The following is a 13,787-nucleotide window of genomic DNA, read 5'->3' as shown; positions in this document are numbered from 1 at the left end:
GAAGCAATCGCGAACTGTACAGGGAGGCTCTGCTAATTGGGGATTGCTTCGTTCCTCGCAATTACGCTTGTGAAATTTTAAATAACCTTAAAAAGGCAGAGTTGCAGATAAGACTTACGAAGTTTTTAAAACTTCGTAAGTCTGGATTTTACCGAAATGTCAGGATCGTAAAATAACTTATGAGAATACGCTATTATATACCAACATTTATCTTACTACTAAGCGTCTTGACCAAAGCACACTGTCAAAGCGCGAACGATCATATTTTCCCGGCCACGGCTGCTGTCAGGCCTTATATTGATTTTGACAGCAAAGGTTTTATGGTGAATGGCAAACGCACGTTCATCGTATCAGCCGGGTTGGAATACGCCCGCATCCCGCATGAACTTTGGTATGACAGGTTGCTGCGGATAAAACGGGCAGGTTTCAACTGCATCGAGATCTACACCATCTGGAACTTTCACGAAGAGCAGGAAGGCAAATTCAACTTCACCGGTGACCGTGATTTGGGTAAATTCCTGGACATAGTAAAAGATTTGGGCATGTACGCCATTGTGCGTGTTGGCCCGTATTACTGTGCCGAATGGGATAACGGTGGCTACCCGATATGGCTTAAATTCAAAAAAGGCCTGCGCGTACGTGAAGACAATAAACCTTTTGAACAATACGTAGATCGCTTTTTCGATCACCTGCTGCCGGTTGTATTTAAACGACAGATAAACGATGGTGGTGCGGTAATATTGGTGCAGCTGGAGAATGAACATCCTAATGGTTGGGGTACTATAATGCCCGACGGATATTTTAAACGCCTGCGATCAAAAGCATTACAAATGGGTATGCAGGTACCATATTTCTTCAGCGGCTTACACCATGCCAGTGATCCTGCAGGCGATGGAAAACTTGACGATGATAAACGGCCAAATCCATGGTTCTCTACAGAGTTTTGGGCCGTTTGGTATTCACAATACGGCGCTAAGCCGGGCGATGCCGGTCTTTATGACCGGCGTACGTGGAAAATCATTGCCCATGGTGGTAATGGATATAATTACTACATGGTGCATGGCGGCTCAAACTTTGGCTATACCAATAATGATGAGGATGCCGCTTCATATGATTATGGTACAGCCATAGGTCAGGCTGGTGATTTACGGCCAATCTATTATACATTTAAACGGGCTGCATGGTTTTCGCGCAGTTTTCAGGATGTATTGGAGAACAGTACAAATGCATCTGCTGCTTATAGTGGTGTAACTAAGGATACTGCCCTGAAAGTATCTGCCCGCACAAGCCCTGCCGGTGATCTGATATTTTTAGATAATCCGGGTGCTTCTAAAGCAAGCGCATCATTAAATATCAAGGGTGCCGAAGATCTGCTTGCGGGTAAAACTTTCAACGTTCAACCCAAAGAGATCTTCCCCGTAGTGCATAACTATAAACTCAACGATGATGTTACGCTTGATTGGGCATTTACGCGCGTATTCGCCATAGTTAAGCAGGCTAACACTACTACTATAGTTGTTGACGCTGAACCCGGCGATCCGCTGTTACTTCGATTCATCACAAAAGATAAAGCCTCATCAAAATCTACTGTTGTGAAAATTGGTAGTAATGATGTGCTGATTGACGAGAAAATGCCTGTTGCCATGGATGCACCTGTTGAATTTACCTTTACCTCTGGTTCGCAAACCATCAGGGTTTTGGCTATGAACCGCGCTTTGACCGATAAGACATGGATCACAGAAACTGAAGGTAAAAACTATATCATTACCGGGCTGGACTATGTTGGTGAAGCCTCGGTTAAAAATGGTCAATTTAAAATCACAGCAGAAACGCCTTTAACGCAAAGTGTCGCTCAGAAAGCAATTTTATACACAGACACTAAAGGGATCGCTTTTAATATCGATGCCAAAAATGACAGACAGCAGCAAATCATCAATTTATCTAACTGGCAATATAAAAACGCAGCCGTCAATGCGGCATCGAACGTAAATACAGGAGCCTGGCTCAAATCAAAAGATCCGCAGCCTATGGGTGCGGATGCCGATGTTACTGCCAATGCCTGGTACAGGACTGCATTAAACATACCCTCAAACGGAAAATATACCCTGCAAGTAAAAGGCGGCGGCAGGGGACAAGCCTTTATTGATGGTAAACCTGCTGCCAAATGGAAACTGAACGATAATGAATTATCGCTCGATCTTAAAAAAGGAAAGCATACACTGGCAATTTTTGCGGCGCATGACGGTCGCGATAAGTTGGCTGCCTACCTTGGCCCGATAGATGAAGTGGATAGCAAAGGGCTTTTCGGTACTGCGCTGATTAAAAAAGGCGGACCGTTTATTTCGGAGCTTGAAAACTGGTATTTTACCAAAGCCGCAAAAAAGGATGATGTAAAGCAGGGGCCGCCTCCGTTTGATACATCGGTATATAAAAAATATAAAATAGGGGCGGATGTTTTTGATCTGAAAGAGGGCTTTGCTTGGTTTCACACAACCATCCCGCAACAACCCGCAGGCACTTCGAAAATAACAGTGCTGTTTAAAAGTGTTGACGAAAATGCCACCGTATTTATTAACGGTAAACAGGTAGCTCATCACGATGGCTGGAACCAGCCCTTCGAGGTGAACATTACCGATGCTGAAGCTTTAAAACATGCTATCAATCTTACAATCTTTATCGAGAATTACTCGAACGAAGGAGGGATTGATCAACCCATAAAGATCAATGCCATTGGAGATGCTACTACCATAACCGGCTGGCAATTAAAGGGCGGTCCGGGTGATGCCTTGGCCGTTCAGGGTTGGGGGAAGCTTGATGAAGCTAAGCAAACTAAAAATGCCCCGGCCTTTTATCGTACCACTTTCAGTGTACCGCTATCAGGTGGAAATACATTCATCTGGCGTTTTAATCCGGCAGAGTTAGGGCACGGCTCTGTTTGGGTTAACGGACATAATTTAGGCCGATATCCTGAAAAGCTGGATATGAAAAGCCTTTATATCCCCGAATGCTGGCTTAAGCCCGTTTTAAACCAGTTGGTGGTTTATGACGAAGACGGCAGCAATATCAACAAAACCAGCATTGTAGCCGAAGTGGCGGCAGGCCGGTTAATCAAAGAAATTTCAATACCCCTTAATTAATATAACAGAAGAAAATGGCTGCAACAACCGAGAGATTTACCGCACTTGATGTTTTCCGTGGTATGACCATTTGCTTTATGATCATCGTTAATGCCCCCGGTTCGGGGGCTAACGTATGGTCGCCACTTGATCATGCGGCCTGGATTGGTTTTACACCCACCGATCTTGTTTTCCCATCGTTCCTGTTCGCTGTTGGCAACGCGCTTAGCTTTTCTAAAAAGAAATTTGAAACCGATGCCGCTTTTATCGGGAAGGTCTTTAAACGTACGGTCATTATTTTTCTATTGGGGTATCTTATGTACTGGTTCCCGTTTTTTCATAGGGAAGCTGGCAGCTGGGTATTTAATCCTTTGAGCCATACCCGTATTATGGGCGTGTTGCAGCGTATTGCCTTATGCTACTTCTTTGGCGCACTAATAGTGCATTATTGTTCACAAAAAACTGCTATTATCATATCCGTCTTGCTTTTAATTGGTTACTGGGCTTTCCTTGTATTTTTAGGCGAAACGGGTAAGGAATATACCATGCTTGGCAACGCGGGCACCCGGCTGGATATAGCAATATTAGGTAATGACCATTTATATCACGACAAAGGCGGCCCCATCGCTTTCGACCCAGAAGGGTTACTCAGCACCATGACCGGAATTGTGAATGTAATTGGCGGGTTCCTGGCTGGCGCATTCATTCAGCGTAAGGGTAAAAATTATGAGTCGGTTGCAAGGTTGTTCATGTGCGGTGTATTATTAATTGCCGCTTCGCTATTCTGGGCACAATTTTTTCCAGTCGCCAAAAAACTGTGGACAAGCTCGTTCACGCTCCTTACCATCGGTATCGACCTTTTGTTGTTAGGCTTTATGGTATTTGCTATCGAAATAAAAAAGATAAAAAGTGGTACAAACTTCTTCCTCATTTTCGGACGAAATTCATTGGCTATATACCTGCTGTCGGAATTGTTGCTTACCGTTTTTCAAACCATTTGGGTAAAATCGCAGCTAAGTTTTTACGACTGGATAAACCAGGTGTTTTATCAAAAGATATTCCCCGGTGCTTTTGGTACGCTGGTATTCGCCCTTTGTTATATGATGCTTTGCTGGCTGGTGGCGTATGTGCTTGATAAAAAGAAGATCTATATTAAAATATAGTTCAGAGCGGAATGCATAAAGCTCAAAGCTGAAAGCCTTTTTTGAAAAATTCTATTAATTATATGTCGGTGATTTTGAATAAATCGGTTCGTTTCATTTTTTTCTTAAGCGGATTATTATTGGGTACAAATCTTTTTGCCCAGCAAATAAACCACCTGCATTATGTTGACCCGTTTATTGGCACTACGGTAAGCAATGTGCTCACCAAATGGGGCAACAATGGCGGATGTTATCCCGGTGCAGTTGCGCCATCGGGGAGTATACAATTAAGCCCCGAAACAAGGGTTACCGGTGCCAGGGGATATAATTATACCGATAGCTCAATTTACTATTTCAGTTGCCTGGGGCACATGAGCGGCTTCCCGGAAGGTTCATCCGGTCGCCTTTTTATAATGCCATTAAGTGGCGATACTGATTTTGAAGCCGGTAAATCAGCCATGCACTTTTCGCATAAAAAAGAAACCGCTTCGCCGGGTTATTATAAGGTTTATTTTAACGATCAGCATATTACTGCAGAAGTCACTGTCACCATCAGGACAGGCATGTTCCGTTTTACTTTCGACGGAAACACCAACCCGCAAATTTTTATTGGCAATACGGGTGAAATTCAGGCCATATCAAATGAAATAATCCATGCTTCGGGCGCAAATACAGTTATAAATTTTAGTGAAGGTTACACAGACAAAAAGGAAGTTAAAGGCGGTTGGTTATTTACCTTTCCTAAAGCCCAAACCGATGCCACAATTATCACTTTGCAGCTGAGCAAATCATTTATAGATCATTCCGGTGCGCAGCACAATATTGATCAAGAGATCGGTCGCCTGAGTTTTGATGAGGTTCGTGCGCAAACCAGTCGTGAATGGGCTAAACTATTATCGGTAGTGGATATAACCGATAGCAACGAACAAAACAAAACAGTGTTTTACACTGCACTTTATCATTCGCTGCTGCTGCCATGGGTTATTGATGATGCTGATGGTAATTATCGGGGCCATGATGGTAAGGTATATCAAAAAACAGGGCAAAATCAGTATGGCGCTTTTTCTCCCTGGGATACATTCCGGTCGTTACACCCATTACTCACCCTGCTTTACCCGCAAAAACAAAAAGACGTGATCTTATCCATGCTGGATGTTTACAAGCAAAGCGGGCATTTGCCAACGGAGACTATGACAGGTAATCATGCTATACCAATCATTGTTGATTCCTATTTAAAGGGAATAACTGACTTTGATAAGGAGCTTGCTTATAAAGCCATGAAAAAGGATTTGGTTGAAGGGCCGTTTGTTCAGTCGGACATGGAGGTTTATCATGAAAAAGGCTATGTTCCTTTTACCCGACCGGAATCGGTTACGCGCACCGTTGAATATGCTTATGACGATTGGGGATTATCACAATTCGCGGATAAGATAATGAACGATAAGCCTGCTTATCAATTATTATCAAACAGGGGCTTTAATTATCGCAATCTTCTAAATAAAGACGAATTGTTCATGCTCCCGCGAAACGGTGAAGAGTTTAAACTTCAACCCGGCACATCTGGTTATAAAGAAGGCGATAAATGGGTGTACTCATACTTTGTGCCCCAAAACGGCAGAGACCTCATCAATATGACAGGCGGGAACGAACAATTTGTAGCTCGCCTGGATTCGGCGCTTAGTAATAATGTTATTCTGTTTGATAACGAAACCGTATTTCATCTCCCTTACCTGTTTAACCAGACCGGCAAACCGCAGTTAACACAAAAGTGGCTTAGGGAAATCATGCTTAACAGGTTCAGCGCTACGCCCGGTGGGTTACCCGGTAATGATGATCTTGGTTCAACATCCAGTTGGTATATTTTCAGCGCAATGGGGATTTATCCGGTATGCCCCGGCAGGCCGCTTTATGCGATCGGTGCGCCGTTGTTCAAATCTGTAACGCTTCATCTGCCGAACGGCAAAAAGTTTGTTATCAATAGTAATAATTCGGAGGCGAAAAATAACTATGTACAATCGCTACATGTAAATGGTAAACTCTGGGGGCAATTGACCTTGTCGCACTTCACGTTGACGAGCGGAGGTATAATGACTTTTGACATGGGCAAACAGCCGGGTAGCTGGCCGATTGATAAAGATCCGGTTGAGTTATCGGCCACACAAAAAAACACGGCTTTCAGTATCTTGAATTATTCGGTTAATAAAAAAAGCGTGGTTCCCGATGAGCCTCTTGTGATAAAATTCAAGCTTAAAAATACAGGTAACGTAGGTGTTAAAACGGTGAAATTGTTGGCTAACGGAAAGCCATACGGGTATAAGAATTGTTTGGTTGAGCCGGGACAAACTGTTCAGGATTCTATAGAGTTCAGGCTTTATCCGGTAGGAAAAACAGTACTGAAACTTGATAATACACCTCCATTTGCAGTTGAGGTAAAACTGCCCGGAAAGCCGCAGGAACATCCATTCAAAATATTCGGACTGGAAGTAAGGCCGATGATCAGGCTAAATGAAAACCAGGAAATTAAGTATCAGATAAAGAATACAGGTGGACTTAAACAAACCTTTATCATCCCCATAATCCAAAATGATTCAGTTGCTTTTACAGATAGCATTAAACTGAATGCCGGCGAAGTTAAAACCATCAGCCATAATGTTAAATCGTTAAAAAAAGGATTTAAATACGTGAGGGTTGATACCGCCAAAACCACCTATAAAGTTTATGTAAATAGCATTGAATCATTGCTCCTCGATTTTGGATCGGTTAAGCTGGGTAAAACCGTACCTGATAGCTCGGGATTTCATAATGATGGGAATATCATTTCAACCTCGGCAATAACGAATAAAGACAAGCTGCTGTTTGGTGACAGTACCTATGTGGAAGTTCCAAATTCACCAGCTTTAGATAGGATGGGCGAATCTATTTCCATGATGGAATGGGTATACCCGATGGGTAACGAGGGGGGGCTTGTGGATATCATCAGTAAGGGTGATAATCATGTTTTGCAAATGACTGATAGCAAAACACTCACTTTTTTTGCCGGCGGATGGGGCAGGGGAGATTGTACGGTAAACCTGCCTGCCGATTGGCAAAAGCATTGGCATCATATAGCTGGTGTGTGTAGCGGTAAAATGCTATACGTTTATATTGATGGCATATTAGCCGGAACTTCTGTATTAGAAGTAAGCGCCGACCTGTCTGTAAATAACAAATGGACCTTAGGGCGAAATGAAGAGTTCCCGTCGGAGCGGATATTTCATGGGTATATCAACAAAGTGAAAGTGTTTAAGGCCGCTCTATCTGCGGATGATATCAAGGCTATCGTATCTTCAGAAAAATAGTATTTCGTTCAATTCTGTATCAGCAAAAATATTCGCGAAAAAAATCACGGGCTTACCATAAATATGACCTGAAAAATTAGAGATTTGCCAAGCCTGTTTAAACAAGCCTAAAAATCTATCTGAAATGATCTTAAACATTTGCCCGAAATTTAAACGGAAAATCTACCCGTTGATAATGCTCTCGTTGGTCACTGCAACAGCAAACGCGCAGCAAAAAACAGCAAAAGTAAAAAAGGATGAGGTTGACTATGTTAACCCGCTCATCGGTACCGCATCAACCGGCTTTGCCAAAGGACTTGACGGCGGCGGCACCATGCCATGCGTAAACGTGCCATTTGCCATGACCAACTTTGTAGCCCAAACCGGCGAAAATAAGATGAGCAAGATGAGTTATACCTATGAAGATAACTCGGTAATAGGCCTGATGGCCTCGCACCAGCCCACCGTTTGGATGGGTGATTATGGGTATGTATCCGTAATGCCCCAGATCGGTGACCTCCGTGTACTGCCCGAAGAGCGTAAACTAATGTTTGACCACAAAGATGAGGTAGCCAAACCATATTACTATTCAGTAAAACTAAAGGCCGGTGCCAACGCAGGCATCAAAGCGGAAATAGCCGGTGCCAATACCTGTGGTATGTTCCGCTTTACTTTCCCAAAGGCAGATCAGGCACATCTCATCATTCAGGGTATCAATCTTAATCCGGCACTTACGGATTGGGCCAACGATTTTAAAGTGCGGATGAAAGAGATGCGCGGCTATGTTCATATTGATACCGTTAATAACGAAATAACCGGCTATAACCCGGATAGGCAATCGGCCCAGCTTGGCCCGCCGCTTAAAAACTTTAAAGGTTATTTTATTATTAAATTTGATAAGCCTATCCGCAGCTATGGCACCTGGGATAATCAAACCATTAAGAAGAAAAGCAAAGAACAATTTGGTACCCGGATGGGGGCTTATGTATCGTTCAAAACAACGGGGAGTACAGTTGTCAAAGTTACGGTAGCAACTTCTTTTATCAGTATAGATCAGGCACGCCACAATCTTAAAAAGGAAATCCCGGATTGGGACTTTGAAAAAGTGGTGAAAAGCACCCGCGATAACTGGCAGCAACAATTAAAAAAAGTACAGGTAGCCGATATCACCGATGGGCAAAAGACGATCTTTTACACAGCGTTATTTCATACAATGCTTTTCCCAAGGGAGTTTTCGGAATATGGCAGATATTACAGCGCATTTGATGATAAGGTACATAACGGCGTTTCTTACAATGATTACTCATTATGGGATACCTTCAGGGCCTTGCATCCCTTGCTTATCCTTACCCAGCCCGAGCGTGTAAATGATATGGTAAAATCGTTGCTGCAAATGTACCAGGAGGGAGGATGGATGCCGATGTGGCCTAACCCAACCTATACCAACATCATGATAGGTACCCATGCCGATGCTGTAATTGCCGATGCTTATATCAAAGGTTTCAGGGGCTACAATGCCACCTTAGCTTACGAAGCCTTGCATAAAGACGCATTTACCGCACCCGATGGTGATGTTCAGAAAAAATGGGGCGACCGTGACCTTTGGACGAGCTTTGAGGCCAGGGGAGGGCTTACCAATTACCATAAATTGGGATACGTTCCGGTTGATAAAACAAAGGAGTCTGTATCGCGCACTGTTGAGTATGGCATTGACGATTATTGCGTTGCCCAGCTTGCCAAGGCTTTAGGCAAAACCAGTGATTATAACCAGCTGATGGGCTGGAGCAAAAATTATAAAAACGTATACAACACCTCAACCGGCTTTATGGCGCCCCGTAATGCCGATGGGAGCTGGTCGGCCCAGCCGGATAGTGGTTTTACCGAAGGTACAAATTGGACATATACTTTTGGCGCTATGCAGGATGTTCCGGGTATGATCACCCTCATGGGTGGTGAGAAAGCATTCGCAGATAAATTAACCCACAATTTTAATGATGGACATTACCGTGCCGATAATGAGCCGGGGCATCATTATATCTACCTGTTTAACTACTGTGGTATGCCATGGAAAGCGCAGGAGCTGGTGAGGCAGCATACCTCATGGCAAAATTTCAGGAATGCACCTATCGGCATAAATGGTAACGACGATTGCGGCCAAACATCGGCCTGGTACATTTTTAGCACCATGGGATTTTATCCGGTAACGCCTGCATCGGGCATGTACAGCATTGGCGCACCGCAGTTTCCATACATAGCGCTAAACCTGCAAAATGGGAATAAGCTGGTGATCAAAGCAACTGGTTTATCTACCCAAAACAAATATGTGAAGGTGGTTACCTTTAACGGAGTGCCAATAAAAGATCATGTGATATCGCATGAGCAAATTAGCCATGGCGGTACTTTGGCTTTCACTATGACCAATATTCCTCAAAAAGATTAATTTGTTAAGATGCTGTAGATGCCCTTGCAATCAATTGTGACGGCATTACCAGCTCTTGCTCAGCTTCAATAAGCCTTCCGGACAAGCGGCCGAAAAGTATTTCAGCCGCTTGTTTGCCCATATCATATGCCGGTTGTAAAACAGTAGTAAGCGGCGGGTTAAGTATGGCTGCAGTAATCTGGTTGGTAAAGCAAACAACTTTTATATCACTGGGAATCTGTAGTTTCAGCTCATCGCAGGCCAGGTAGGTAGCCGTTGCCAATTGCTCAACGGTGGCTATTATACCATCGGGTTTAACGGTAGTTAAATGCGCTTTGATCACGTTTACATTTTCTTCCGTATACTTATTGGCGCAGGTTACTATCCTTGTATCGTCAGTTGTAAATCCGTTGTTATTTAAAGCGTCGCGATACCCTTGCTCGCGGGCCGATAAAATAGAAGGATAGCCACTGATAGTAACCAGCGAGATATTTTTACACCCTGCCAGCAGCAAATGAGTGGTAGCGTTGTAGGCGCTGTTATAATCATCGGTTACAATTTTATCCGCAGTAACATCTTCGCACACCCTATCAAAAAAAACTATAGGAATGCCCGTTTCCTGCAATTTTTTGATATGATCAGTATCCTGTGTGCTGCTGGCTACCGACATGATGAGACCGTCAACACGTCCGCTGGCGAGATCGTTAAACATAGATGCCTCCCGTTCATAGCTGTCGTGGGTAAGGTAGATTAGCGCATGATATTTTTGGGGGGCGATAATACTTTCTATCCCGTTAATAGCCTGACTGAAAAAGCTATCGGCAATTTCGGGAATGATGATAGCTATAGTATTGCTGCTTTGTTTGCGGAGACTGCTGGCATAAGCGTTAGGTACATAATTTAAGCGCCTGGCGGCTTCCATTACCCTAAGTTTGGTTTCATGGCTTATGTCATAGCTATCGCGCAGCGCTTTTGATATGGTTGCGGTTGAAAGGTTGAGTTCTTTCGCAAGCATTTTCATATTCACCTTATCATTCTTAATACCGCCGGTCATTTTTTAGCAAATGGTTTAAATTGATTGAGCCTGATTGTACGGCCAATATAACGAAAAAAGGCGTTCAGTAGTCTTTGTTGGAGTTTCTCCAATTGTTGGCGTTATTTTGATTGATCGGTGAAATCGTCGTCCCCCCCTATTCTAATTCCAGCCTAAAATAATAAAAGCCACTCTTTTGGAGTGGCTTTGTGATCCCGCTGGTACAAAACTCGAACCATTTGATGGAAGATTTGAAGTTGTTGGCGGGGGGTAAAGCAAGCAAATACGAATAAAATAAACTTTAAGCATTATAATTATCTTTACTACTTTGAACTATTTTGATACATTTTTTAATCCAGAGATGGAGAAAAGCACTGAAAGTATATCAGATTATAAACAAATGAAGTAATGAATATAAAATCCATTATCATGTTAGTGACGATTTTGTTAGTCATTTCATGCAACAGCAAATCAAATCCAAGTCAGCAAGTAAATAAAACTGTAAAAAAGCCAAAAGAAAATCCAACTATGGAAAATAAAAGTATCGAAGCCCAGATTATGTCATTAAAAAAGTCAATGACGGATTATATGAATGCTACACACCCAAATTATACTGAAAAGGATATAGAAAAATGTGTGCAAATTCTCACTGAGTATAACGTTGAAATGTCAAATTCAAAATCGAAGGAAGATGGAATGCAAGTCGTAAAAGCTACAGTTTTAAAGTTAAACGAATTGAATGAAAATTCTGGTGAAGAATTAATTGAAACCGGAGAACGGGAAGCTATAGCGACTATAATTATTACAGTTGGGCACAACAAAGGTTATAATTCTGAGGATGAAGATATAACCGAAGAATGGAGAGAATGGTAAAGAATGCAACAATGTAGAGCAAATTTTAAGAGAGATTTAAAAAACGTACGGTCTGCCTGGCCCACAAAATCTATAAACAAAAAAGGGAAGCATTTCTGCCTCCCTTTCAGTGATCCCGCTGGGATTCGAACCCAGGACCCCAACATTAAAAGTGTTATGCTCTACCAGCTGAGCTACGGAATCATTCTTTAAATTTTTCGCTTTTCAAGGCGAGGCTGTTAAAGTGCAGCTTTGTTGTTAAATAAAAAAGCCTCTTTTCAAAGGCTTGTGATCCCGCTGGGATTCGAACCCAGGACCCCAACATTAAAAGTGTTATGCTCTACCAGCTGAGCTACGGAATCATTCTTTAAACTTTTTTGGTTCTGTTAACCGTTTCCGTTTAAAGTGGTGCAAATATAGGGTTCTTAACTATTCCCTGCAAGCTATTTTTTAAATTAATGTAAAGCTTTTTTTAAGCTATTAATAACCAGTAAACTATAAATTCAAGAGGGCTATTTTGCCGCCGTTTCCTGCCAATAATACGAGCTTTCCGTGTTTCGCCTTGCGGCAAACATTAAAACTTGTGCTGTCAATCTGCTTCCATGTCCTTCCTCCATCGGTAGTAATATTGCTTCCGGGAGTGCCGGTTGACAGAAATATGCCTGATTTTATGTGCTCAACACCTGATTGAAAACCTGTAGGCCCTGTTTGTGGCTGTGTAAATTTGAGAAAGGAGTGAACTGTGTGGATAGTAGCAACTGAGTCGGTCTTTTTATCATTTGCATAATCGCCTCCAACGATAATTCCCTGATTTTGTCCTATTGACAATGAAAAAGCACCTTCGCTGCTTTGACCATGTGTAATAGGCAAGTTTGTATACTGCCATTTGTCATTGCCTGGCTGCAATGAAATAAGTCTCGCACTTGTTCCTCCCGAAGCAATGTATATCGCTCCGTTACCTGATACTCTGAGGCATGTCCCACTTGCGGCAAAGGCAGCTTCTCCGGATAGGGCATCCGGTGCATTTATTGATTCGTTCCATGTTTCACCACCGTCTTTTGTTTCCAGTAGTAGGAATTTGTTGTTGATCGGATCGCCTAAAATATAACCATGAAGGTTGTCAGCAAAGTCCATGGCATCTAAGAAATAGGTGGTATCTGTTTTCTGATATTTTTCCTGCCAGGTTTGCCCACCGTCTACTGTTTTTAAAATGAATGACGGCGTACCCGAACTCATGATCACAGCTTCTTTATCATTAAAAGCTTCAATATCCCTGAAGTCGGATTTTTCATAGCCTTTTATTTGCTGCCAGTTCCAGGTTTTGCCGCCATCGTTAGTTTTAGCAATGTATCCTTTACTGCCGCTAATCCACGCCGTATGATCATCAACTACAGATAAACCGCGGATACTTGTTGGCTTATCCTGCTGTAAGATGGTAATAGTTTGTGCTTTTAAAGCGGAATTTAAGGCTAAAAAACAAAATAAGGTACCTGAAATAAAAATGCGGCTTAGCTTCATCTAGTTTGATATAAAGTGTTTTATGAAACCTAAATTATGTTTTCAATGACCATTAAACAACATAATATTGATTTTTTAATTTATTAGGTTGCAATTTGCCGGAAACGATTATATTTGCACGCTTGTTAATAAAACGATAAGCCCGGATGGCGAAATTGGTAAACGTTGCGGTCTCAGAAGCCGTTGAGAATTGTCTCTTGAGAGTTCGAGTCTCTCTTCGGGCACGCCTTTTTAAGTAAGAAAAATTGGAATGTGAGAATCGAAAGATTCTCGCATTTTTTAAAAGCCCAGGTGGCGAAATTGGTAGACGCACCATCTTGAGGGGGTGGCATTCGTAAGGATGTACGAGTTCGAATCTCGTTCTGGGCACACACCCCCCTTAATGCAAGG

7 protein-coding genes and 4 tRNA genes are annotated in these 13,787 nt (G+C 42.6%); 7 read left to right on the top strand and 4 right to left on the bottom strand.

The window, feature by feature from the left end:
• Window positions 1-227 precede the first annotated feature (227 nt).
• The 4 genes from AC1DUD_RS06430 (at window position 228) to AC1DUD_RS06415 (ending at window position 10,015) form a co-directional block, all read left to right on the top strand.
• Window positions 228-3,137, top strand: a complete 2,910-nt coding sequence (locus AC1DUD_RS06430) for a beta-galactosidase (protein WP_477372753.1) — start codon at window positions 228-230, stop codon at window positions 3,135-3,137.
• Between the two features lie 14 nt (window positions 3,138-3,151).
• A complete protein-coding gene (locus tag AC1DUD_RS06425) occupies window positions 3,152-4,279 on the top strand; it encodes an acyltransferase family protein (protein WP_477372751.1) in 1,128 nt (375 codons plus the stop codon).
• 62 nt (window positions 4,280-4,341) lie between these two features.
• Window positions 4,342-7,596, top strand: coding sequence for a GH92 family glycosyl hydrolase (locus AC1DUD_RS06420; protein WP_477372749.1), 3,255 nt, complete (start codon window positions 4,342-4,344; stop codon window positions 7,594-7,596).
• Window positions 7,597-7,720: 124 nt separating this feature from the next.
• Window positions 7,721-10,015, top strand: a complete 2,295-nt coding sequence (locus AC1DUD_RS06415) for a GH92 family glycosyl hydrolase (protein WP_477372747.1) — start codon at window positions 7,721-7,723, stop codon at window positions 10,013-10,015.
• 4 nt (window positions 10,016-10,019) lie between these two features.
• Here AC1DUD_RS06415 and AC1DUD_RS06410 read toward each other — a convergent pair whose 3' ends face one another.
• Window positions 10,020-11,048: a LacI family DNA-binding transcriptional regulator gene (locus tag AC1DUD_RS06410; protein ID WP_477372745.1), complete on the bottom strand. Its 1,029-nt coding sequence runs from the start codon at window positions 11,046-11,048 to the stop codon at window positions 10,020-10,022.
• A 387-nt stretch (window positions 11,049-11,435) separates the two neighbouring features.
• On the opposite strand from AC1DUD_RS06410, the gene AC1DUD_RS06405 reads away from it, so the two are divergent.
• Window positions 11,436-11,900 carry a hypothetical protein gene (locus AC1DUD_RS06405; protein WP_477372743.1) on the top strand — a complete coding sequence of 155 codons (465 nt, stop codon included), beginning with the start codon at window positions 11,436-11,438 and terminating at the stop codon, window positions 11,898-11,900.
• A gap of 110 nt (window positions 11,901-12,010) precedes the next feature.
• Here AC1DUD_RS06405 and AC1DUD_RS06400 read toward each other — a convergent pair.
• The 3 genes from AC1DUD_RS06400 to AC1DUD_RS06390 all read right to left on the bottom strand — a co-directional run bounded on the left by AC1DUD_RS06400 (window position 12,011) and on the right by AC1DUD_RS06390 (window position 13,397).
• Window positions 12,011-12,083: transfer RNA gene (locus tag AC1DUD_RS06400), tRNA-Lys, on the bottom strand.
• Between the two features lie 85 nt (window positions 12,084-12,168).
• Window positions 12,169-12,241, bottom strand: a tRNA-Lys gene (locus AC1DUD_RS06395).
• A gap of 133 nt (window positions 12,242-12,374) precedes the next feature.
• Entirely contained in the window at window positions 12,375-13,397 is a 1,023-nt protein-coding gene (locus AC1DUD_RS06390; RefSeq protein WP_477372741.1) for a WD40/YVTN/BNR-like repeat-containing protein, read from the bottom strand.
• A 140-nt stretch (window positions 13,398-13,537) separates the two neighbouring features.
• Here AC1DUD_RS06390 and AC1DUD_RS06385 point away from each other — a divergent pair.
• Window positions 13,538-13,621: transfer RNA gene (locus tag AC1DUD_RS06385), tRNA-Leu, on the top strand.
• 61 nt (window positions 13,622-13,682) lie between these two features.
• A tRNA-Leu gene (locus tag AC1DUD_RS06380) sits at window positions 13,683-13,766 on the top strand.
• Window positions 13,767-13,787: the final 21 nt, after the last annotated feature.

This window comes from Mucilaginibacter sp. P4_A11, from assembly GCF_056402535.1.
Note: the sequence above shows the minus strand (reverse complement) of the source record. Positions and strands in the feature narration are given on the sequence as shown.

Bases quoted from the DNA above. Each gene is read 5' to 3' on its own strand.
- AC1DUD_RS06405 (WP_477372743.1), top strand. From the start codon at position 11,436: ATGAATATAAAATCCATTATCATGTTAGTGACGATTTTGTTAGTCATT.
- AC1DUD_RS06420 (WP_477372749.1), top strand. From the start codon at position 4,342: ATGTCGGTGATTTTGAATAAATCGGTTCGTTTCATTTTTTTCTTAAGC.
- AC1DUD_RS06425 (WP_477372751.1), top strand. From the start codon at position 3,152: ATGGCTGCAACAACCGAGAGATTTACCGCACTTGATGTTTTCCGTGGT.
- AC1DUD_RS06390 (WP_477372741.1), bottom strand. From the start codon at position 13,397: ATGAAGCTAAGCCGCATTTTTATTTCAGGTACCTTATTTTGTTTTTTA.
- AC1DUD_RS06410 (WP_477372745.1), bottom strand. From the start codon at position 11,048: ATGACCGGCGGTATTAAGAATGATAAGGTGAATATGAAAATGCTTGCG.
- AC1DUD_RS06415 (WP_477372747.1), top strand. From the start codon at position 7,721: ATGATCTTAAACATTTGCCCGAAATTTAAACGGAAAATCTACCCGTTG.